The 19977-nt window shown below is 65.8% G+C and carries 13 protein-coding genes; 10 read left to right on the top strand and 3 right to left on the bottom strand.

The genetic code is table 11. The features are described 5' to 3' along the window. Positions 1-2 precede the first annotated feature (2 nt). The 5 genes from AC1RWL_RS05675 (at position 3) to AC1RWL_RS05655 (ending at position 9590) form a co-directional block, all read left to right on the top strand. Entirely contained in the window at positions 3-1253 is a 1251-nt protein-coding gene (locus AC1RWL_RS05675) for an MFS transporter (protein WP_493092858.1), read from the top strand. A gap of 16 nt (positions 1254-1269) precedes the next feature. Next, positions 1270-1905 (top strand): class I SAM-dependent methyltransferase, encoded by a 636-nt coding sequence (locus tag AC1RWL_RS05670; RefSeq protein WP_493092859.1) that lies wholly within the window; start codon positions 1270-1272, stop codon positions 1903-1905. Further along, a complete protein-coding gene (locus AC1RWL_RS05665) occupies positions 1898-2179 on the top strand; it encodes a cupin domain-containing protein (protein WP_493092860.1) in 282 nt (93 codons plus the stop codon). The genes AC1RWL_RS05670 and AC1RWL_RS05665 overlap by 8 nt, the downstream gene beginning before the upstream one ends. A 156-nt stretch (positions 2180-2335) precedes the next feature. Further along, positions 2336-7819 carry a glutamate synthase-related protein gene (locus AC1RWL_RS05660; protein ID WP_493092861.1) on the top strand — a complete coding sequence of 1828 codons (5484 nt, stop codon included), beginning with the start codon at positions 2336-2338 and terminating at the stop codon, positions 7817-7819. 10 nt (positions 7820-7829) lie between these two features. Continuing rightward, complete coding sequence (locus tag AC1RWL_RS05655) at positions 7830-9590, top strand: sulfite reductase subunit alpha (RefSeq protein WP_493092862.1); 1761 nt, start codon at positions 7830-7832, stop codon at positions 9588-9590. Between the two features lie 2 nt (positions 9591-9592). Here the strand turns inward: AC1RWL_RS05655 and AC1RWL_RS05650 are convergent, their stop codons facing one another. After that, entirely contained in the window at positions 9593-10090 is a 498-nt protein-coding gene (locus AC1RWL_RS05650; RefSeq protein WP_493092863.1) for a DUF3016 domain-containing protein, read from the bottom strand. 195 nt (positions 10091-10285) lie between these two features. Between AC1RWL_RS05650 and AC1RWL_RS05645 the strand changes: the two genes are divergently transcribed. Then, a complete protein-coding gene (locus AC1RWL_RS05645; RefSeq protein ID WP_493092864.1) occupies positions 10286-11179 on the top strand; it encodes a helix-turn-helix domain-containing protein in 894 nt (297 codons plus the stop codon). Between the two features lie 10 nt (positions 11180-11189). Here AC1RWL_RS05645 and AC1RWL_RS05640 read toward each other — a convergent pair whose 3' ends face one another. Continuing rightward, positions 11190-13307: a TonB-dependent siderophore receptor gene (locus tag AC1RWL_RS05640; protein WP_493093830.1), complete on the bottom strand. Its 2118-nt coding sequence runs from the start codon at positions 13305-13307 to the stop codon at positions 11190-11192. A gap of 269 nt (positions 13308-13576) precedes the next feature. Between AC1RWL_RS05640 and AC1RWL_RS05635 the strand changes: the two genes are divergently transcribed. The 4 genes from AC1RWL_RS05635 to AC1RWL_RS05620 are packed head-to-tail and all read left to right on the top strand — an operon-like array spanning position 13577 to position 17446. Beyond that, positions 13577-14575: an iron-siderophore ABC transporter substrate-binding protein gene (locus AC1RWL_RS05635; RefSeq protein WP_493092865.1), complete on the top strand. Its 999-nt coding sequence runs from the start codon at positions 13577-13579 to the stop codon at positions 14573-14575. Further along, positions 14572-15609: a FecCD family ABC transporter permease gene (locus AC1RWL_RS05630; RefSeq protein ID WP_493092866.1), complete on the top strand. Its 1038-nt coding sequence runs from the start codon at positions 14572-14574 to the stop codon at positions 15607-15609. The genes AC1RWL_RS05635 and AC1RWL_RS05630 overlap by 4 nt, the downstream gene beginning before the upstream one ends. Beyond that, a complete protein-coding gene (locus tag AC1RWL_RS05625; protein WP_493092867.1) occupies positions 15606-16646 on the top strand; it encodes a FecCD family ABC transporter permease in 1041 nt (346 codons plus the stop codon). The genes AC1RWL_RS05630 and AC1RWL_RS05625 overlap by 4 nt, the downstream gene beginning before the upstream one ends. After that, positions 16643-17446: an ABC transporter ATP-binding protein gene (locus AC1RWL_RS05620; protein WP_493092868.1), complete on the top strand. Its 804-nt coding sequence runs from the start codon at positions 16643-16645 to the stop codon at positions 17444-17446. Before AC1RWL_RS05625 ends, AC1RWL_RS05620 begins: the two co-directional genes overlap by 4 nt. A 30-nt stretch (positions 17447-17476) precedes the next feature. On the opposite strand, the gene AC1RWL_RS05615 is transcribed toward AC1RWL_RS05620, so the two are convergent. After that, the gene (locus AC1RWL_RS05615; RefSeq protein ID WP_493092869.1) at positions 17477-19927 is read right to left on the bottom strand and encodes a TonB-dependent siderophore receptor; all 2451 of its coding nucleotides are present in this window, start codon (positions 19925-19927) and stop codon (positions 17477-17479) included. Positions 19928-19977: the final 50 nt, after the last annotated feature.

Below are 19977 nucleotides of genomic sequence, written 5' to 3'. Positions count from 1 at the left end.
GCGTGAACTCCGACACCCTGCCGCTCGCCGCCGCCAACACTTCCAGCGAAGCAGGGCGCCTGCGCTTCTTCCTGCTGATTGGCGCGCTCTATTTCACGCAAGGGCTGCCCGTGGGGCTGTCCATGGAGGCCGTGCCGGTGCTGATGCGCCAGTCCGGCGTCTCGATGGATGTCATCGCGCTGGTGCCGCTCGCCGGCCTGCCCTGGATCATAAAATTCCTCTGGGCGCCGATGGTCGACAACCGCTGGCATGCCGGCCTCGGGCGGCGCAAGAGCTGGATCGTGCCGATGCAGGCGATCCTCGCCGCCTGCCTGCTGCTGCTCGGTTTCCTGCCGCTCGAAGGCAGCGGTCTGTGGATGGCGGTGACGGCGCTCGCCATCGGCACGATCGCCAGCGCCACGCAGGACACCGCGACGGACGGCCTTGCCGCCGAGCAGCTGGCCGGACGCGGGCTCGCCTATGCCAATGCGTTGCAGGTCGGCGGCATGATGGCCGGTTTCATGATCGGTGGCGGCGGCGTGCTGATGGTCGCCGATGCGCTCGGCCAGCAGGGCGTGTTCCTGCTACTGGCGCTGTTCCCGGCCCTGACCGTCGCCATCGCGCTTGGCTGGCGCGAACCGCCAAGGCCGGTTCCGGCACGCGAAGACACGAGGGCACGGCTTGCCGATACGTTCCGGCGGCCCGGCGTGGTCCTCCTCCTCGTGCTTGCCTTCATCTATGGCGGCGCGCATGCGGGCGGGCTCAGCGTCAGCAAGATCTTTCTCGTCGACCAGGGCTGGTCGAACCAGGATACCGGGCTCGTCTCGACGATCAGCGGCCTCGTCATGCTCGCCATCGGTTGCCCGCTCGGCAGCGCGCTGACCGCACGCAACCGCTGGGTCGCCATGGGCACGGGCATGCTGCTCGCCGCCACGTCCTTTGCCGCCTGGGGGCTGATCGCCGGTGGCGTCCTGCCGTCCGGCTGGCTCTCGGTATCGCTGGCGATCGGGCTCCTGTCGGTAGCAAGCGGCTTCATCGCCGTCTCCTCGGCAACCATCATCATGGCCTTCGGCGGCGCTGGCAAACAGGCAGGCACGGACGTCACCGTGCTGCAAAGCGCCAACGTGCTCGGCGAGATGGCGATTGCCGGCGTCGTCGTCTGGGTGGCCGGGCGCACCGGCTATGCCGCGACGTTTGCCGGCGCCACCGTGGCGCTTGTGCTCGCCGCACTCTTCGTCTCGCGCGCCGCGCGCTCCCTCCCCGTGACCCGATAGATCGAGGATCCGATCCATGCTTTCGCTCTCGTCCACCATGGTCGACCGCATCGCGCGGCGGCCGGGCGGCCTTCTCGGCTACCTGCTCTACCGCTTCCCCTTCGGCCACAAGATCGGCTTCAACCTGGCCTTCGACCGCCTGCCGCCGGAAAAGAGCGACCTCGTGCTCGAAGTCGGTTGCGGCGGCGGCGTCTTCCTACGCCGCCTGCTCGCCAACGGCTGTCGCGCCATCGCGATCGACCACAGCCCGGACATGGTGGCCAATTCCGGCAGACTGAACGCCCGGGCGCTCGCCGAAGGGCGGCTGGCGCTGCACCAGGCGGATGCCGCAGCCCTGCCCGTGGCGGATGGCGCGGTCGATAAGGTCTACTGCCTCAACGCCTTCTTCTTCTTCCCGCAGCCGGCCGAAAGCCTGCGCGAAATGGCGCGCGTGCTGAAACCCGGCGGCCGGCTGGCGCTGATCACCTCGCCCCCCACGTTTCGCCAGCAGATCGCGCGGTTCTCCCCCAGCATGGCGGAGAACATGCGCTTCGACGCGCCGGAGACGCTGGCCGAATGGGCGAGCGAGGCAGGCCTGAAGCCTATCGAGACTCGTGAGGTAGCGACCGCGGGTTTCCTGTTCATTGCCAGTAAGGAAGCGGCGCATGAGTGATCCGTACATCATCGAAGGCCCCGGCTTTCGCGGCCGCATCACCGGCAGGCTCGGCGACATGCTGGTCATTGACGCCGAGGTGGAGGCCGATATCCCGGCGCACGCCGCCGACACTGAAGAATTCGCCATCGTCGTCTCCGGCCGATTCGAGGTGACGATGAATGGCGCGACGCTGCCCTGCGGCCCCGGTGATCACCTCGTCGTCGAAGCCGGCGTGGAACACGCCATCCGCGTCATCGAGCCCGGCCGTCTCGTGCTGATCGGCAGGATGTAGCGGCTCTCCGGCGGAAACTTGCCGGCAACACGGCATCCGCGTCAAGAAATTACGCGCGATGACATCCTCGCGAATTTTTCTAACAAAAACTTGACTCCATTACTCTTATTAAGATAGGTCAGCATCACTGACACATTCGATATAGGAGGATGCGACTTGGAGCACAGTGGCGACACCACCGGCCTTTACGATCCCTCGCAAGAGAAGAGCAGTTGCGGCGTTGGCTTCATCACGCGAAAAGACGGCATCCAGACGCATGACGTGCTCAAAAGGGGCCACGAGGCGCTGTGCGCCGTGCCGCATCGCGGCGGCATGTCGGCGGAAGGCGTGGGCGATGGCGCCGGCGTCTCGGTCGATCTGTCGCTCGGCTTCTTCCGCAAGCTGACCGCACGCCCCGACCTCCAGCCGCGCCGCTTCGGCGTCGGCAACTTCTTCCTGCCGAGCGACCCCGCCTGCCGCGCGGAAGCGGAACAGATCATCGGCGATGCGCTCGCCGAGCAGGGTTTCGCCCTGCTTTTGGAGCGTGCCGTTCCGGTCGACGAAAGCGCCATCCGGCCGGCCGCCGTGCGCTACCAATTGCCGATCCGCCAATGGGTCTTTGCCTGCCATGACGCGGCGGCAAGCGAGGCTGAATTCGATTTCCGCATCCACAAGGCGCTGCTGGCGATCGAGGCTCGTGCCTATATCGAGCCGCACCTTGCCGGGCTCTATCCGCTCTCGATGAGTGCAAGGACGCAGGTGCTGAAGGGCCGGCTGAACTCCAACGAGGTCATGCCCTATTTCCGCGACCTGGTGGACCCCGACCACACCGTCAACACCATGTATTTCCACACGCGGTTTTCCACCAACACCGACCCGCACCCCTCGATGGCGCAGCCCTTCCGGCTGATGGCGCACAATGGCGAGCTCAACACCGACCGCAAGAACCGTCTCTCCGAGGCCGCGATCGCGCTTGCGAAAAACGCCTCGATCATCCGGCCGAAGGGCCAGTCGGATAGTTGCCGCCTCGACCAGACCTTGCAGACCCGCGTGCTGGAAGACGGGCTCGATCTCGTCACCGCTGTCGTCTCGATGATGCCGCCGGCCTGGGAGAACGACGACACGCTGTCGCCCGAGGTCGTCGCGATGCTCGAATATTTTTCGCTCTACGAGGAGAAGAACGACGGCCCCGCCGCCCTGATCTTCGGCGACGGCGACATTATCGGTGCACGGCTCGACCGGCTGGGCCTGCGCCCGCTGCGCACGGTCGAGACGGCGGACTATCTCTGCGTCATGTCGGAAGCGGGCCAGATCGCCTTTCCGCCAGAAACCGTACTACGGCGCGGCCGCATCGAAGCCGGCGGCATGCTCTGCTATGATCACACCGCCAAGCGCGCCTTCGGCACCAACGAGGCGCTGGAGATGCTAGCCGCCCGCCGCCCCTATCGCGACCTGTTGCGTGATGCGCGCGTGAACCTCGCCGACCTGCCGGAAATCCCGGCCGACGCACAGGGCTCGCCGCTGCGCTACAATGGCGATCTCGAACGCCAGCAGCGCTACGTCGCCTATTCGTTCAACCAGGAAAGCTTCAAGTTCCTGATGGACCCGATGCTCCAGACCGGGGCGGAGAAGATCTCCGCCATGGGCTACGGCAACGCCATCAACGCGCTTTCCGACCAGGAAGGCGGCGTCGCGAAATATTTCTCGCAGCGTTTTGCGCAGGTGACGAACCCGCCGCTCGATTCGATCCGCGAGGCGGACGGCATGACGCTGCGCGTGGCGCTCGGCGCCAAGCCGAATATCGGCGCGAGGGCGGCCCGCCAGATCGTCGTACCCTCGCCTATCCTCACCCATCTCGACATGCTGCGCATCCGCGAGCAGGCGGAAACGCCGGTGCGGCGCTTCGAAATGCTGTTCACGCCCGACCTTGAGGACGCGGCGACAAACGAGCAGGCGCTCGAACAGGCAATCGCCACCCTCTGCGACGCGATTGCCGGCTTTGCCCGCGGGGAAGGCGGCATCGCCGTCGTCACCGACCGGCATGTGGCGAAGGGCCGCGCCGCCTTGCCGATGATCCTCGTCGTCTCCGCCGTCAACCAGAAGCTCATCGAGGAAGGCTTGCGACTTCGCCTCTCGCTGGTCGTCGAAAGCGGGCAGATCTGCTCCTCGCACCATGTCGCGGCCGTGCTCGGCTTCGGCGCCTCGGCGGTCTATCCGCTCGGCGTGCAGTTCCGTGCGGAGGAGAAGTTCGGCGCGGAGGCCGACAAGGCCTTCAAGCGCTTCGCCAAGGCGGCCGAAAAGGCGCTGATGAAGACGATGGGCAAGGTCGGCCTCTGCACCGCCGAAAGCTATATCGGCGGCGAGTTCTTCGAGCCCAACTTCCTCGACACCAACGATCCGGTGCTGAAGCGCTACTTCCCCAACGTGAAGACACCGGTCGGCGGCGTGAATTTCGAGGTCATCGCAGCCGCCGTCGCCGGCTGGCATGCCAAGGCGCTGACCGTGAAAAGCGAAGACGACATCCCGCTGCTTGGCCTCTTCAAGGAGCGCGCCGAGGGCGCCGGCCATTCCTTCGGCACGGCGGCGGTGCGCGGCTTCGTCGACATGACGGAGGAGAAGATCGCCTTCGACGGCGCGGGCGAGGACGATCCCTTCCTGCGCCTCCTGACGCTCAACCGGCTGGACGACGCCTTCGGCCTCGACGATACCGCCTATAGCAACAACGGCTTCGAGAAGCTGACATCCGAGGCGATCGACCGTTTCACCATCACGCCCGGCTACCGCACCTTCATCCGCCAGATGACTGAGGAACGCACGCGGCGGCCCGCGGCATTGCGCGACGTGCTCGCGCTGCCGGCGGATATCACCTACCTCGCGTCGGCAGAGGACTTCCGCAAGGAAATGGGCCGCTTCTCCCGCAAGGGCAACAACGGTTTCATGGTGCGCGGCCTCGCCTGCGAAACCCTTGCCGACGATACCTTCCGCCTGACCCTCGCCGGTGGTGAACTGGCGCGGCTTGCCGCACTTGGCCAGTCCCTCGTCATGCGGTTCGGCCCGGACATCCTCGGCCATTGGCTGGAGGGCGGGGCGCTGATGGTGCAGGCGGCCGGCGAGGCGTTGGACTATCTCGCACTCATCCGCACCGCGCCGCAGAGCATCCCGCTCGATGCCGTGCAGAAGGCGAGCGAGATCACGCCGCTGCTCGCCTCCGGCGCCATGAGCCATGGCGCGCTGGTCGCCAACGCCCACGAGGCGGTCGCGCACGGCACCAACATGGTCGGCGGCATGTCGAATTCCGGCGAGGGCGGCGAGCATCTTTCACGCTACGGCACGATCCGCGCTTCGCGCATCAAGCAATTCGCCTCGGGCCGCTTCGGCATCTGGGCTGGTTATCTGGCCGATCCAATGCTGGAGGAGCTGGAGATCAAGATCGGCCAGGGCGCCAAGCCCGGCGAAGGCGGCCAGCTTCCGGCGCAGAAGGTGACGGTCGAGATCGCCGCCGCGCGCGGCGGCACGCCCGGCGTCGAGCTCGTCTCCCCCCCGCCGCACCACGACACCTATTCGATCGAGGATCTCGCCCAGCTCATCCACGACTGCAAGGCGGCGCGCGTGCGCGTCATCGTCAAGCTCGTCTCCTCGGAGGGCATCGGCACCATCGCCGTCGGTGTCGCCAAGGCGGGCGCCGATGTCATCAATGTCGCCGGCAACACCGGCGGCACCGGGGCTGCCGCCGTCACCAGCCTGAAATATACCGGCCGCGCCGCCGAGATCGGTATTGCCGAAGTGCATCAGGCACTCTGCGCCAATGGCATCCGCCAAAAGGTGCTGCTGCGCTGCTCCGGCGCCCACCAGACGGCAAGCGACGTCGTCAAGTCGGCGCTTCTCGGCGGCGACAGCTTTGAATTCGGCACCACGGCGCTGATGATGCTGAAATGCGTGATGGCGAAGAACTGCAACATCAAGTGCCCCGCCGGCCTCACCACCAATCCGGAGGTCTTCGACGGCGACCCACGGGCGCTCGCGCAATACCTCCTCAACATCGCCCACGAGACGCGGGAAATCCTGGCGGCGCTCGGCCTGCCGTCCCTGCGGGAAGCGCGCGGCCGCAGCGACCTGCTGCACCTTCTCGACCATCCTTCGAGCGTCGGGCAGCTCGACCTTCGCGCAATGCTCGCGGTCGTGGACGAGGTGAAGATCGCCGATCCCGTCTATATGGAGAAGGATTTTGCGGTCGACGACGGTTTCATCGATCTCGTCCGCTCCGCCCTCCTCGACGGCAGGCGCCAGACGGTGGAGCTTGGCGGCAACCGCTACCTGAACAATTGCAACAAGACCGTCGGCGGCCAGCTCGCCGTCGATATCGAGCGCCTGCTCAACCACGAGCTCACCGAAGCACAGGCACGCGACCTGCCCGCCGTGCGACAGGACGATCGTGGCCGCCGCTTCCTCGATGCCGACAGCGTTCGGATTTCCACCTCGGGTTCGGCCGGCCAGTCCTTCGGCGCCTTCTGCAACGACGGCATGGCGCTGACCCATACCGGCACCTGCAACGACGGCGTCGGGAAAAGTGCCTGCGGCGGCGTCATCACCGTGCGCTCGCCGGGCGGTGGTTCGCAGGAGGCCGGCGGCAATGTGCTGGTCGGCAATTTCGCGCTGTTCGGCGCCACCGGCGGGCGCCTCTTCGTCGAAGGCCAGGCCGGCGACCGCTTTGCCGTGCGCAATTCCGGCTCGACCGCCGTGGTCGAAGGCGTCGGCGATTTCTGCTGCGAATATATGACGAACGGCGCGGTGCTGAACCTCGGCACCTTGGGCAAGGGTTTCGGCAATGGCATGAGCGGCGGCTTCGTCTACCAGTACGATCCCTATGGCGACCTGCCGAAGAAGATGAGCCACGACTCCATCCTGCTCGGCACGATCGGCGACGAGACGGATGCCATGGCGGCGGTCCATGCGGATGCCATCCGCCTGATGCTGGAATGGCATGTGGCCGCGACCGGCTCCGAAAAGGCCCGCTGGCTGATCGAGAACTGGGAGAGCGAAAGGCACAATTTCGTCTACGGCCTGCCGCGCGCGCTGCTGCTCTACCAGGACAGCGACGCCATCCTGAAGGCGAAGAGCCGCAAGGATCTCGTCGAGGAACTGTCCACGGCGCTCGCCGCCCACCAGGTGCGAAAATTCAAGCTCGCCTATCGCGACCGGAAGGCGGTCCTCAACGGCACCGTGCCGGGTTACGGCGAGACCGACACGGAGGGCATGTTCGTGCTCCTCAACAACTACACGGTGCTCAGCATGGCGCAGTCGCTTGCGCTTTCGCGGGTTCCCGCCGCGCGCGGCCCGTCCGATCCGGCCGTCGAGAAGGCGGTGCGCAACCTGCTGCTGACGGAGGATTTTTCGCTCATGCAGCGGCTTGCCCGCTACGCCCGCGACGCCATCGCCGACTATGACGACGAAGCGCTCGCCGTGATGGTCGCCTCGAAACGCCTTGATGACTACCGCCAGGCGCTCAAGGGCCGCAACACGCGCTCGATCGACAGCCCCGGCACCTATGGCTGGATCCTCCACCAGACCGCCCGCAACGTCGAACGTATCGGCCGCATCCCGAGCTTCGAGGAATTGTTCGCGCGGCAGGCGATTTCCGGGTTCGCCCCGGCCAGACAGTGAGGCAGAAACGATGAAGATCCCCTACATCCCGGAAGACGCACCGTTCAACGCAGACCAGCGCGCCTGGCTTTCCGGCTTCCTCGCCGGCCTGCATTCCCGCCTCGCCATCGAAACGCCGGCCGTGGCCGCCGCTGCCGCGCCCGCGAAGGCGGCGAGCCTGCACATCCTCTACGGCACCCAGACCGGGAATGCCGAACGGGTGGCGATGGATGCGGCGGCGATCGCCCGCAGCCTGGGGCTCGCGCCGGAAGTGGCCGGTCTCGACGATATCGGCATGACCGAACTTGCCGCCATGCAGCGCCTGATCGTCGTCACCTCCACCTATGGCGAAGGCGAGATGCCGGACAATGCGCAGCTGTTCTGGGAGGCGCTTTCCGCCGCCGCCGCGCCGCGGCTGGAAGGCCTGCGCTTCGGCGTGCTGGCGCTGGGCGACACCGGCTATGACGGCTTTTGCCAGGCGGGAAAACTCATCGACATGCGCCTCGAACAGCTCGGCGCGACGCGCATCCTCGCCCGGCGCGACTGCGATATCGACTACGAGGACCCGGCCGCCGCATGGGTCGGCGAGGCCCTGCCGCTTGCCGCCGCGACGGCGGACACCGATGGCATTGCGGTTGTGGCACAGCCGCTTGCCCCCGCCGGCCCGGCCCGCGAAGTTTCCGGCTGGAGCCGCAAGAACCCCTACCCGGCCCGGCTCGCCGTCAACCGCCGGCTTTCCGGCAGCGCGTCGGCCAAGGAGATCCGCCACTACGAATTCGACCTCGGCGATAGCGGGCTCACCTACGAAGCCGGCGACGCGCTCGGCGTCATGCCGGTCAACGACCCGGCGCTCGTACACCTCCTCCTCTCGCGCCTCGGCGCCGATCCGCGAGTGTTGGTCGGCGACATCCCGCTCGAAGCCCTGCTCACCACGAAGGTCGAAATCTCGACCCCATCGCGCGACTTGATCGCCGAAGTGGAGCGCCGCGCCGGCAACGAGGAACTGACCCATGTACTGCGCAACGGCGACAAGGAAGCGCTCGACGCCTTCCTCTGGAGCAAGGATATCTGCGACCTGCTGGCGCTCGCGCCCGAGGGCGCCTTCTCGCCGGCCGAGTTCACGGCCCTGCTGAAGCCACTCCAGCACCGCGCCTATTCCATCTCGTCCAGCCCGCAGGCCGCCGCCGGCAGCGTGCACCTGACGATCGCCAGCGTGCGCTACCACGCGGATGGCCGCGACCGGGGCGGCGTGTGCTCGACCTTCCTCGCCGACCGGGTGGCCGAGGGTGAAGCGGCGGGCATCTTCGTTTCCCAGAACAAGTCCTTCCGCCTGCCGGCCGACAATGACGCACCGGTCATCATGGTCGGTCCCGGCACCGGCATCGCCCCCTTCCGCGCCTTCCTGCAGGAGCGCCGCACCCGCGCTGCGAAGGGCCGCAACTGGCTGTTCTTCGGAGACCAGCACCGCGCGAGCGATTTTATCTACGAGGACGAACTGGCCGAGATGAGCCGCGACGGGCTGCTGACCCGGCTCGATCTCGCCTTTTCCCGCGACCAGCAGGAGAAGATCTACGTGCAGACCCGCATGCGCGAGAACGGCAAGGCGCTCTACGCCTGGCTTGAGGAGGGCGCGTCCTTCTACGTCTGCGGCGACGCCAGCCGCATGGCCCGCGACGTGGACAGCGCGCTTGCCGACATCATCGCCACCCATGGCGGCATGACGGCAGACCGCGCGACCGACTACATCGCCGGCCTCAAGCGGGAAAAGCGCTATCTGCGCGACGTCTACTGAGCTCAGCCGGCGGACGCCGAGAGCTTGCCGAAGCGTTTGCGGAACCAGTCGGCAAGCAGCTCCTTCTCATGCGCCAGCCGTTCGGATCGCCGCGCCGCCGGGCTCCAGAGATAGGTGGCATTGGTGAGGGTTTCCTCGCCGCGGGCGAGGACCCTGTCGCCTGCGCGAAGTGTGTAGCGCAGCTTGAAGCGCGGCGGCGTGGAATCGCGCAGGATGCGGACATCGTACAAGCCGGTATTCCAGGGTTCGTATTGCCCGGCAAGCCGCACATCCACCACTTCGATCTCGAGGCGCTGGCCGGGCTTCAGGTAGCGCTTGTCGAGTTTCTGGAGATACCGCGTCAGCTCGGCGGTGATGCGCTCGCGTTTCGCCTCGCTGCGGAAATCCCGGTCGCGGTATCGTTCGGGATGGACGAAGGCGACGCGGACCGCCGCCTCGGCAACGGCTGTGGTGAGCATCAGGGCAATGGTGGCCGCTGCAAGGCACTTTACGACACGCATGGATCTTCTCCGCTCATCGGCATGGTCGCATAGGCAGAAGATAGGTTTTTATGCGCCGATTTCACCGGCGTGACGATCGAAACACATTCATCTCTTGTCACGAGACAGAAACATGATAATTTTTATCATCTTAATACATCCAGCTCGTGCCTTTGCGCAATTGCAAATTGCTGGCCATCGGAGACACGAACTGCCATGAACTATCGCCATTCCATGACGTGCTATACGGAGGGCATCAAGGTGCTGGCGCCGGTCAAGTGGCGCGGCCTCGACGGCCTGATGAGCGTGTTCTGGGATGCCGAAGGCCAGCCGGGCGCAAAGGGATATTACCTCTCACCCGATCCGCGCATCGTGATCTTCTTCAACGATGTCTCGCCCCATATCCGCATGACCAACCGGGACGGCGGCATGGTCGACCATTCCCGCCCGATGACGCGCGCGGTCTACGTGCCCGCGGGGGTTCCGCTCTGGACGAACTTCACCTCCCCGCACCGTTTCTCCCATCTCGACCTGCACCTGCACAAGGACAAGCTGCTGCGCTTCCTGTCGCCCTCCGTCGGGTCCTCGGCGGCGCTGACGGCGCTGCGCCGCCCGGTGGAAATCCAGGATGTCGGCGCGATTGAGACTTTGGCCGCCCTGCTGGTCGACGAGGTTTCGAACCCGTCGAAACATGCCATCTACGCCGAAAGTCTGGTCGGCAGCATCGTCAGCGGCCTGCTCGACATCCCCGATCCCGCAAGCGAACAGGCCAATGGCCGGCTGACCCAGGCACAGATGAACAAGCTGGTCTCGCGCATCAACGCGCAGAGCGACGGCCGCCTGACCGTCGCCGAAATGGCGTCCACCGTCGGCCTATCCGAAAGCTGGTTCGCCAATGTCTTCAAGCAGACCACCGGCAAGACGCCGCTGCAATGGCAGCTTGGCAAGCGCATCGACCTGGCGCAAAAGCTGCTGGTCGAAAGCGAGCTGACCATCGCCGATATCGCCGCCCAGCTCGGCTTTTCCGACCAGGCGCATCTCACGAAAGCCTTTCGCCAGATCGCCGGCGAAACACCCGCCGCCTGGCGGCGGATGCAGCACCTCCTCTAAAATTGGCCGATTACCAAGTCTGGCGCAGCGTCGCCGAAATCGCCCGGCCGGGATTGTAGAAATCCGCGCCGAAGCCGCCGTAATCGACGTGTTTGCGGTCGAACAGGTTGCTGACATTCACCTCCAAGGCAGTGTTTTCGAAGACCTTGTAGGTGAAGGCCGCGTCGACAACGAAGTTGCTGCCCGTCTTCACCGTATTCGCATCGTTGAAGTAGTAGGACCCGGTATAGCGCCCACCAAGGCCGAAGGTCATGTCGCCGCGTTTGCCATCGCTTTCGAGCGCGTAGTTCACCCAGAGCGAGGCGATATGCTTCGGCACATGGTAGGGACGATTGCCCTCGTTGCCATCCGTGCCGTTCTCGATAATCTCGGCATCGAGATAGGAATAGGCGGCCGTCAGGCTCCAGTTGCTCGTAAGCTCCGCCTTCGCCTCCAGATCGAGGCCCCGCACGCGAACCTCGCCGATGGTTTGCTGCAGGTTGGTCGCCGGGTTGGTGCGCGTGATGTTGTTCTTGGTGAGGTCGTAGATCGAGGCGGTGAGCAGCGCCGGGAAGGCGTCGGGCTGGTATTTCACGCCGAGTTCATACTGTTCGCCCCGCTCCGGTTCCAGGCCGAGGGAGGGTGCGGCGACGGATTCGGCATAGCTGATGTAGGGCGCGATCTCGTGGGTCAGCCGGTAGGTCAGGCCGATGCGCTTGGTCAGCTCGCTATAGTCGCCTTCGCTCCGCGTGCCGGTCAGCCTGTCCGTCTCGCGGATATCCAGCCAGTCGTTGCGCAGGCCGGCCGTGACGATGAATTTATCCGCAAAGGTCAGGTCCTGCTGGACATAGAGGGCCTTGGTCTTCTGGTCGCTCTTGGTGCTGGCGATGAGCGGAAGCCCTACCGGGCCGCCGGTATAGACGGGGTCCGTCCAGTCGATGCCCGGCGCCGGCCCCCAATAGGTGTCGTCGTCCTCGGAAAAGTCATTGTATTCGACGCCGACCAGGCTGCGGCTTTCCACGTTGTCGAAGCTCGCTTCATATTGCAGATGTGCGTCGATGATGAACTGCCGGCTCGACGTCTCGTTGCCGAAGAAGGCGCGCGACGCCGTGGTCGAGCCGTCCGTCGGCGTGGCGGAAATATAGGCGTAGCCGAAATTGGTGTCGGTGTTGCTGTAGCGCGCATTCGAGCTGAAGGTCAGGCCCGAGCCGAAATCATGGTCGAGCAGGACGCTGACCGTGTTGCGGTTGGTGCCGCGGAAATTGTAGTCCGGCTCGCCGAAGAAGCGATCCCGGTCGAAATCCGTGCCGACCGGATGCCCGCCGCTGCCCGGCACGCCATCCTTGTTCAGGTGATCGTAGACGATGGAGAGACTGGTCGCATCGGTCGGGCGCCAGGTCAGGCCGCCCATGAAGAATTTCTCATCGTCGCGCGAATGGTCGTATTCGGCGTCGCCATCCCTGAGCTTGCCGGTGAAACGATAGGAGAGCGTGTCGTCGCTGGTCAGGTTGTCGCCGAAATCGAAGCCGACCTCCTTGCGGTCGAACGACCCGCCCGTGACATAGGCCTCGCCGAACTTCTCGCTCCGCGGCCGCTTCGTCACATAGTTCACCGAGCCGCCCGGATCGGAAACGCCGAAGGCCGAGGAACTCGCGCCCTTCAGCACCTCGACGCGCTCGAAGGCATAGGCCTCTTCGCGCACGCCGCCGAAGGGACGGCCGAGCACCAGCCCGTCGCGGTAGGTGGTGGCGTCGAAACCGCGGATCTTGAAGAAATCATAGCGGTCGTCCGAACCGTAGAAATCGGTGGTCACGCCCGCCGTATATTGCAGCACCTCTTCGACGCTCTCGGCGCCGCGCTGCTGGATTTCCTTCGCCGTAATGACGGAGACGGAGGCCGGCGTATCGAGGATCTCGGTCGCCATCTTGCTGCCGCCCGAAGTTTTCCGCGCGACGATCGTCTTGGCGTCGTCGTCATAGGCGGCAGTCGTGCCGCTGCCATCGACAGTGATCGTCTCCAGGACGGTGGTGGAGCCCGCATCCGCCTGCTGGGCCAGCACGAAGCTCGGCGTGAGGGCGACAAGCGCCGTGCACCCCAGAAGGACCACGTTCCTGTAGTGCCTGTTGTCGCTCGTCTTTTTGATATCCATTGCCCCGTTCCAGAAGTCGATGTTGCCATTGCGCGGGGTCATGGCCGCGTCTTCGCGGCCGAGGCGTCTCAAGCCGAGCCGCGATTTGCGATGTCCCCTGAACGACCCATTAACTTGAGATGATTTGTCCAGTATTGTAAATTTCCGCGGTTTTGTACAAACCCACGGAAACTTCGCCGCCGTCTCGCAGCCGCACCGGCATGCGCCTTGACGCCGCCTCATGAACCTGAAACGGAACTCCACTTTAAACAGCCTGGAGGGTTTCGCCAATGCCGCGGCTCTTTCGTCTTCCCCTGTCCTTGCTCGCCGTTACCCTCTGGCTCATCGGCTCCGGCGGCGCATGGGCGGCGGAGAACACCGTCTATCCGATCGTCATCAAACACGCGCTCGGCACGACGACGATCCCGAAAAAGCCGGAACGCGTGGCGACGGTCGCCTGGGCGAACCACGAGGTGCCGCTGGCGCTCGGCATCGTGCCGGTCGGTTTTGCAGCCGCCAATTTCGGCGATGATGACGGCGACGGGCTGCTTCCCTGGGTAGCGGAAAAGCTGGCGGAACTCGGCGCCGAAAAGCCGGTGCTCTTCGACGAGGGCGACGGCATCGATTTCGAGGCGGTCGCGGCGACGGAGCCGGATGTCATTCTGGCCGCCTATTCCGGGCTCAGCCAGGCTGACTACGACACACTGAGCCAGATTGCCCCGGTGATCGCCTATCCCGAATCCGCCTGGGCGACCGACTGGCGCGAGATGATCCGCCTCAACAGCGCCGGCCTCGGCATGCCCGCGGAAGGCGACGCGCTGATCAAGCGAATCGAGGGCGAGATCGCCCATGTGGTCGCCGGCCGTCCGGAACTCCGGGGCAAGACGGCGATGTTCGTCACCCATCTCGACACGACCAATCTCAGCATCGTCAACTTCTATACGGCCAACGATACGCGGGTAAAATTCTTCGCCGACCTCGGCCTCACGTCGCCCAAAAGCGTCGTCGAGGCGACGAAGCCGGGACAATTCGCCATCGGGATCAGCGCGGAAAAAGTCGATGCCTTCGACGATGTCGACATCGTCGTGACCTATGGCGGCGAACAGCTGCTTGCGGCGGTGCGGGCCGATCCCCTGCTCGCAAAAATGCCGGCCGTCGCCAATGATGCGATCGTCATGCTCGGCATGAACCCGCTCGGGACGGCATCAAATCCGACGCCGCTCTCGATCTCCTGGGTCCTGAAGGACTATGTCGACCTGCTCGCGAACGCTGCCGGGAAAACCCGGTGATCGCGAACGCCGCCACCACAACGAGGGCCTATGCCGCCCGCTCCAACCGGGCGCGGCTGCTCGGGCTGATGGGCGTCGCCGCCCTCCTCGCCCTGCTTTGCGTTCTCTCGGTCGCGATCGGCACGCGCGCGGTCGGCTGGGCCGATGTCCTGGCAGGGCTTGGCGGCGGGGTGGACAGCATCGGCCAGGCCGCCGTGGCGGTGCGCATTCCCCGTACGGTGCTCGCTCTGCTCGCCGGTGCAGCCCTCGGGCTTGCCGGGGCAATCATGCAGGGCGTGACGCGCAATCCGCTGGCCGATCCCGGCATCCTCGGCGTTAACATGGGCGCGTCGCTGGCGGTCGTGGTGGGCGTCGCCTGGTTCAACATCGCCTCCGCCCATGCCTATATCTTCGCCGCCATCCTCGGCGCCGGCACGTCCGCGGTCTTCGTCTATGTCATCGGTTCACTCGGGCGCGGCGGGGCGACACCGCTCAAGCTGGCGCTTGCGGGCGCCGCCACCTCCGTCGCCTTCTCCTCGCTGGTCATCGCCGTCGTGCTGCCGCGAAACGACATTGCGGGCGGCATCCGCGCCTGGCAGATCGGCGGCGTCGGCGGGGCGACCTTCGAGCGCATCCTGCCCGTGCTGCCCTTTCTCGCGGCGGGCTTCGTCATCAGCCTGCTCTCCGCCCGCAAGCTGAACTCGCTGGCGCTCGGCGACGAGCTGGCGGCAGGCCTCGGCGAACGGGTCGCCACCGCCCGCGCCGTCGCGGCCTTCGGCGCGATCCTGCTCTGCGGCGCCACCACCGCGGTCTGCGGCCCGATCGGCTTTCTCGGCCTGATCGTGCCGCATCTCTGCCGCCTGCTGGTCGGGGTCGATCACCGCTGGCTCCTGCCCTTTTCGGCGCTCGGCGGTGCCAGCCTGCTTCTCGCGGCCGATATCGTCGGACGCATCATCGCCCGGCCGGCCGAACTCGACGTCGGTATCGTCACCGCCTTCGTCGGCGCGCCGTTCTTCATCTGGATCGTCCGGCGCCAACGGGTTCGCGACCTATGACCGTGCTGTCTCCCATCATCACCGACCTCGTCGACAACCGCGCCCGCCGCACCCGTCGGCATGCGCTGGTCATCGGCATACTCGTCGCCATCCTGGCCGCCGCCTTCGTCCTCACCCTCCTGCTCGGTCAATCCTTCACCGCGCCGCAGGACATCCTGCGCGTGCTGATGGGCGAGGATGTGCCGGGCGTCGCCTTCACCGTCGGGCGTCTGCGCCTGCCGCGGGCGATCCTGGCGATCCTTGCCGGCCTGAGCTTCGGCCTCGGCGGCGCCGCGTTCCAGATCATGCTGCGCAATCCGCTGGCGAGCCCGGACATTATCGGCATCAGCTGGGGCGCAAGCGCGGCCGCCGTCTTCGCCATCGTCGTGCTGTCGCTGAAAGGGCCGGTGGTGTCGCTCTTCGCCGTGGCGGCCGGCCTCGGCGTCGCGCTGCTGGTCTATGCGCTGTCGTTTCGCAACGGCGTCGCCGGCACGCGGCTCATCCTTGTCGGCATCGGCGTTTCGGCCATGCTGGAAAGCTTCATCGCCTATATCCTGTCGAGCGCGCCGGCTTGGAGCCTGCAGGAGGCGCTTCGCTGGCTGACCGGCAGCGTCAACGGCGCACAGCTCGGCCAGGCTTTGCCGCTTTTCCTGGCGCTTGCCCTGTTCGGCGGCCTGCTGTTGAGCCGCGCCCGCGATCTCGAAGCCCTGCGGCTCGGCGACGACACAGCCGCAGCACTCGGCGTCCAGGTCGGCCGCACGCGCATCCTCATCATGGTCGCTGCCGTCGGCATGATCGCCAGCGCGACCGCCGTCACGGGACCGATCGCCTTCGTCGCCTTCCTCTCCGGGCCGATCGCCGCGCGCATCGTCAGGAACAACGGATCGCTCCTCATCCCGGCCGCGCTCACCGGCGCGGTGCTCGTGCTCGTCGGCGATTATTGCGGCCAGTTCCTGCTGCCGAGCCGCTATCCGGTGGGTGTCGTGACCGGGGCGCTCGGTGCGCCCTACCTGATTTTCCTGATCATCCGCGTCAACCGCGCCGGAGCCTCCCTATGACGACCCATTCCCTTACCGCAACCAGGCTTTCGGCCGGCTATGGCGACAGCGTCGTGCTGGATGGCCTCGACCTCACCGTGCCGCCCGGCCGGATCAGCGTCATCGTCGGCGCCAATGCCTGCGGCAAGTCCACGCTGCTGCGCACCATGTCGCGGCTGCTTTCCCCGCAGCGAGGCCATGTGCTGCTCGACGGCAAGTCGATCCACCGCATCCCGCCGCGCGAACTCGCCCGCGCGCTCGGCCTGCTGCCCCAGTCGCCCATCGCGCCGGAAGGCATCACGGTCGCCGATCTCGTCAGCCGCGGGCGGCACCCGCACCAGGGCCTGTTTTCGCGTTGGACGAAGGCGGACGACGAGGCCGTGGCGGCAGCGCTCGCCGCCACCCGGACTGTCGATCTTGCCGAACGGCCGGTGGACGAACTCTCCGGCGGGCAACGCCAACGCGTCTGGATCGCCATGGCACTGGCGCAGCAGACGGAACTCCTGCTGCTCGACGAGCCAACGACCTTCCTCGACATCAGCCACCAGATCGAGGTGTTGGACCTGCTCACGGACCTCAACCAGGCGCGCGGCACGACGATCGTCATGGTGCTGCACGACCTTAATCTCGCGGCACGCTACGCCGACCACCTCATCGCGATGGCGAACGGCCGCCTGCATGTTTCCGGCAGTCCGGAAGTCGTGCTGACGGTAGAGACAGTGCGGGATGTCTTCGGCCTCGAAAGCCGCATCATCACCGATCCGACCTCTGGCCGGCCGACCATGCTGCCGATCGGCCGGCATCGCATGCTGGCGGGGTAAGACAGGCTATTCGACGAGGAATCGACGAGATCACCAGTGGCGCTTCAACGTCGCCAGAATGGTCCTGCGCTGGCCGAGCGAGCAATAGTCCGCGCCGAAGCAGACGTTGATGGTTTCCTTGTCGAGCAGGTTGGTGGCGTTCACCTGGAGCGTCGTGCCCTTCGCCTCCTGCCAGAATTTTTCGAGATCGAGCGTGAGCGAGGCGTCCACCAGCGTGTAACCGGGCGTCTTCCAGTCATTGGCCGCATCGCCATAGTTCGGGCCGATATAACGGATGCCGCCGCCGAGCGTCAGGCCGTCCAGCGTGTCGCCCTGGAAGGCATATTGCGCCCACAGGCTCGCCTGCTGCCGCGGCACGGAGGGAAGCTGGCGGCCGATCTGGGTTTCGTCATTGCTCTTCGTCACCTCCGTATCCGTATAGGAATAGGCGGCGATCAGGCTCAGCGCTTCGGTGACATTGGCGCGCGCCTCGAACTCGAAGCCTCGTGCCTGAACCTCGCCGGTCTGGACCTGGTACTGGACGTTGTCGGGGTCCGTGGTCAGCACGTTGGTCTGCGTCAGGTCAAAATATGCCAGGCTGAACAGGCCGTCGAAGGCCGTCGGCTGGTATTTGATGCCGACCTCGAACTGCCGTCCTTCCGTGGGCTCGAACGGCTGGCTGCCGCGTTCCGCCGAGGTCGCGCCCAGCACAGGCTCGAAGGACGTGGAATAGCTCGCATAGGGCGCTAAACCATTGTCGAAGACGTAGTTGAGGCCGATGCGGCCGGTGAAGGCGCGATGGTCGACCTCCGTCAGGGTGTCGGCCATGCGATCGTCATAACCGGTCGTCGTCCAGTCGTGCCGGCCGCTCAGCGTCAGCCGCCACTGGTTGAAACGGATCTGGTCCTGCGCGTAGATGCCGACCTGCCGGCTGGTTTCCGAATAGTCCTGGTCGTAGACCAGCGGACCAAACGGTTTGCCGTAGACGGGATCGAAGAGATCGAGGTCCGGCGCGTCCGCGCTGCCGTTCAGCGCATCTTCCTTGCTGTCTTTGTAGTCGATGCCCGCGATGAACTCATGCGAGACCGATCCGGTGTCGAACGCGGCCAGCACCTGGTTGTCGATGGTGAAATAGCGCAGATCGCGATTGATCAGGCTGAAAGCACGGCTGATCGTCCGCTCGTCCGGCAGCAGCCCCATGGTGAAAGTCTGCGTGTTGTAGACATCGATGTAAGTGTAGCGGGCGTTCTGGCGGAAGGTCAGGCCGTTGTCGAATTCGTGCGAGAAATCGTAGCCGATCGAATTCTGGTCGCGCCGCTGGCGGTCCCTGTCGGGCTCCCCAAGGTTGGTGCTCGGATCAATCTGGCCGTGGGGATTCTTGTAGAGCGTTCCGAGCGAGGGGAAATATTGCTCGCTGATGCCCGCCCGGTCGCGCTGGATCTGCCCCAGCAGCGTCAACGCGGTCGCATCGTCCGGCTGGAAGGTCAGGCTCGGGGCGAAGAAATAGCGGTCGTCGTCGACATGATCGACTTCCGTGCCGCTCTTGCGTGCCATGCCGACGGCCCGGTAGAGCAGCGTCTTGTCGTCGTTCAGCGGACCGGTGCTGTCGAACCCGCCCTGGAAGCGATCGAAGGAACCGGCCTGGAGGAAGACCTCGTGCTGCGCCTCGTCACGCGGCCGCTTGCTGACCATGTTGATGATGCCGCCCGGCGGGTTCTGGCCGAACAGCACCGAAGACGGCCCGCGCAGCACCTCAAGGCGCTCCATGCCATAGGGCTCCGATTGCCCGCCCTGGGCGGTGATGCCGTAAGGCAGGATCAGGCCGTCCTGATAGTAGTTCGGCGAGAAGCCGCGCACGCGAATGTAGTCGCGCGATGTCGATATGCCGAAAATGTCGCCGCGCGTGCCGGGCGTGTAGCGCACCGCTTCACCCACGCTTTGCGTCGCCTGCTGGGTGATCTGGTCCGCGGTGACGACGGAGACCGATTGCGGCGTTTCCACCAGCGCCGTCGCCGTCTTGGTGGAGGAGGCACTCAGATGCGCGACGAGGCCCTTCACCGGCCCCAGCGCCGTTTCACCCTCGCCGTTCACCGTGATGGTTTCCAGCACCGTGGCGCCGCCCGTGCTTCCGGTGGTCTCCGGCACCGAGGGGTCGATGAGCACGATGGAATTCTGCCCGACGACGCGGTAGCCAATGCCCGTGCCGGCGAGAAGGCGCGAGACCGCCTCGATCGGCGTCATCGTGCCGGAGAGGGCAGCCCCCCTCGCCGACCGCGGTAGTGCGAAGGCATAGGCGATCCTCCAGCCGGAGACGGCACCGACGTCGGAGATCGCGGAGGCGAGCGATTTTGCCGGAATGTCGAATGCATAGGCCTGGACACGCCGCTCCATGCGGGCCGTCGTCTGCTGCGCCATCGCGGCGAACGGCGTGACGACCGCGACCGAGGCGAACAGGGCGCCGATTACCGATAGAGAATTCCGTCCGTATATTGCCCTCGGCATGCAACCGCTCCTGCATAATGACTGGGAGCGGTGTCCCCCTGCTCCTACGA

This window comes from Shinella sp. GW821-FHT10F02, assembly GCF_058809275.1.
The sequence above is the reverse complement of the archived record's forward strand: the minus strand, read 5'-3'. Positions and strand labels throughout refer to the sequence as shown.

Bases quoted from the DNA above. Each gene is read 5' to 3' on its own strand.
- AC1RWL_RS05670 (WP_493092859.1), top strand. From the start codon at position 1,270: ATGCTTTCGCTCTCGTCCACCATGGTCGACCGCATCGCGCGGCGGCCG.
- AC1RWL_RS05665 (WP_493092860.1), top strand. From the start codon at position 1,898: ATGAGTGATCCGTACATCATCGAAGGCCCCGGCTTTCGCGGCCGCATC.
- AC1RWL_RS05655 (WP_493092862.1), top strand. From the start codon at position 7,830: ATGAAGATCCCCTACATCCCGGAAGACGCACCGTTCAACGCAGACCAG.
- AC1RWL_RS05650 (WP_493092863.1), bottom strand. From the start codon at position 10,090: ATGCGTGTCGTAAAGTGCCTTGCAGCGGCCACCATTGCCCTGATGCTC.
- AC1RWL_RS05645 (WP_493092864.1), top strand. From the start codon at position 10,286: ATGAACTATCGCCATTCCATGACGTGCTATACGGAGGGCATCAAGGTG.
- AC1RWL_RS05640 (WP_493093830.1), bottom strand. From the start codon at position 13,307: ATGGATATCAAAAAGACGAGCGACAACAGGCACTACAGGAACGTGGTC.
- AC1RWL_RS05635 (WP_493092865.1), top strand. From the start codon at position 13,577: ATGCCGCGGCTCTTTCGTCTTCCCCTGTCCTTGCTCGCCGTTACCCTC.
- AC1RWL_RS05625 (WP_493092867.1), top strand. From the start codon at position 15,606: ATGACCGTGCTGTCTCCCATCATCACCGACCTCGTCGACAACCGCGCC.
- AC1RWL_RS05620 (WP_493092868.1), top strand. From the start codon at position 16,643: ATGACGACCCATTCCCTTACCGCAACCAGGCTTTCGGCCGGCTATGGC.
- AC1RWL_RS05615 (WP_493092869.1), bottom strand. From the start codon at position 19,927: ATGCCGAGGGCAATATACGGACGGAATTCTCTATCGGTAATCGGCGCC.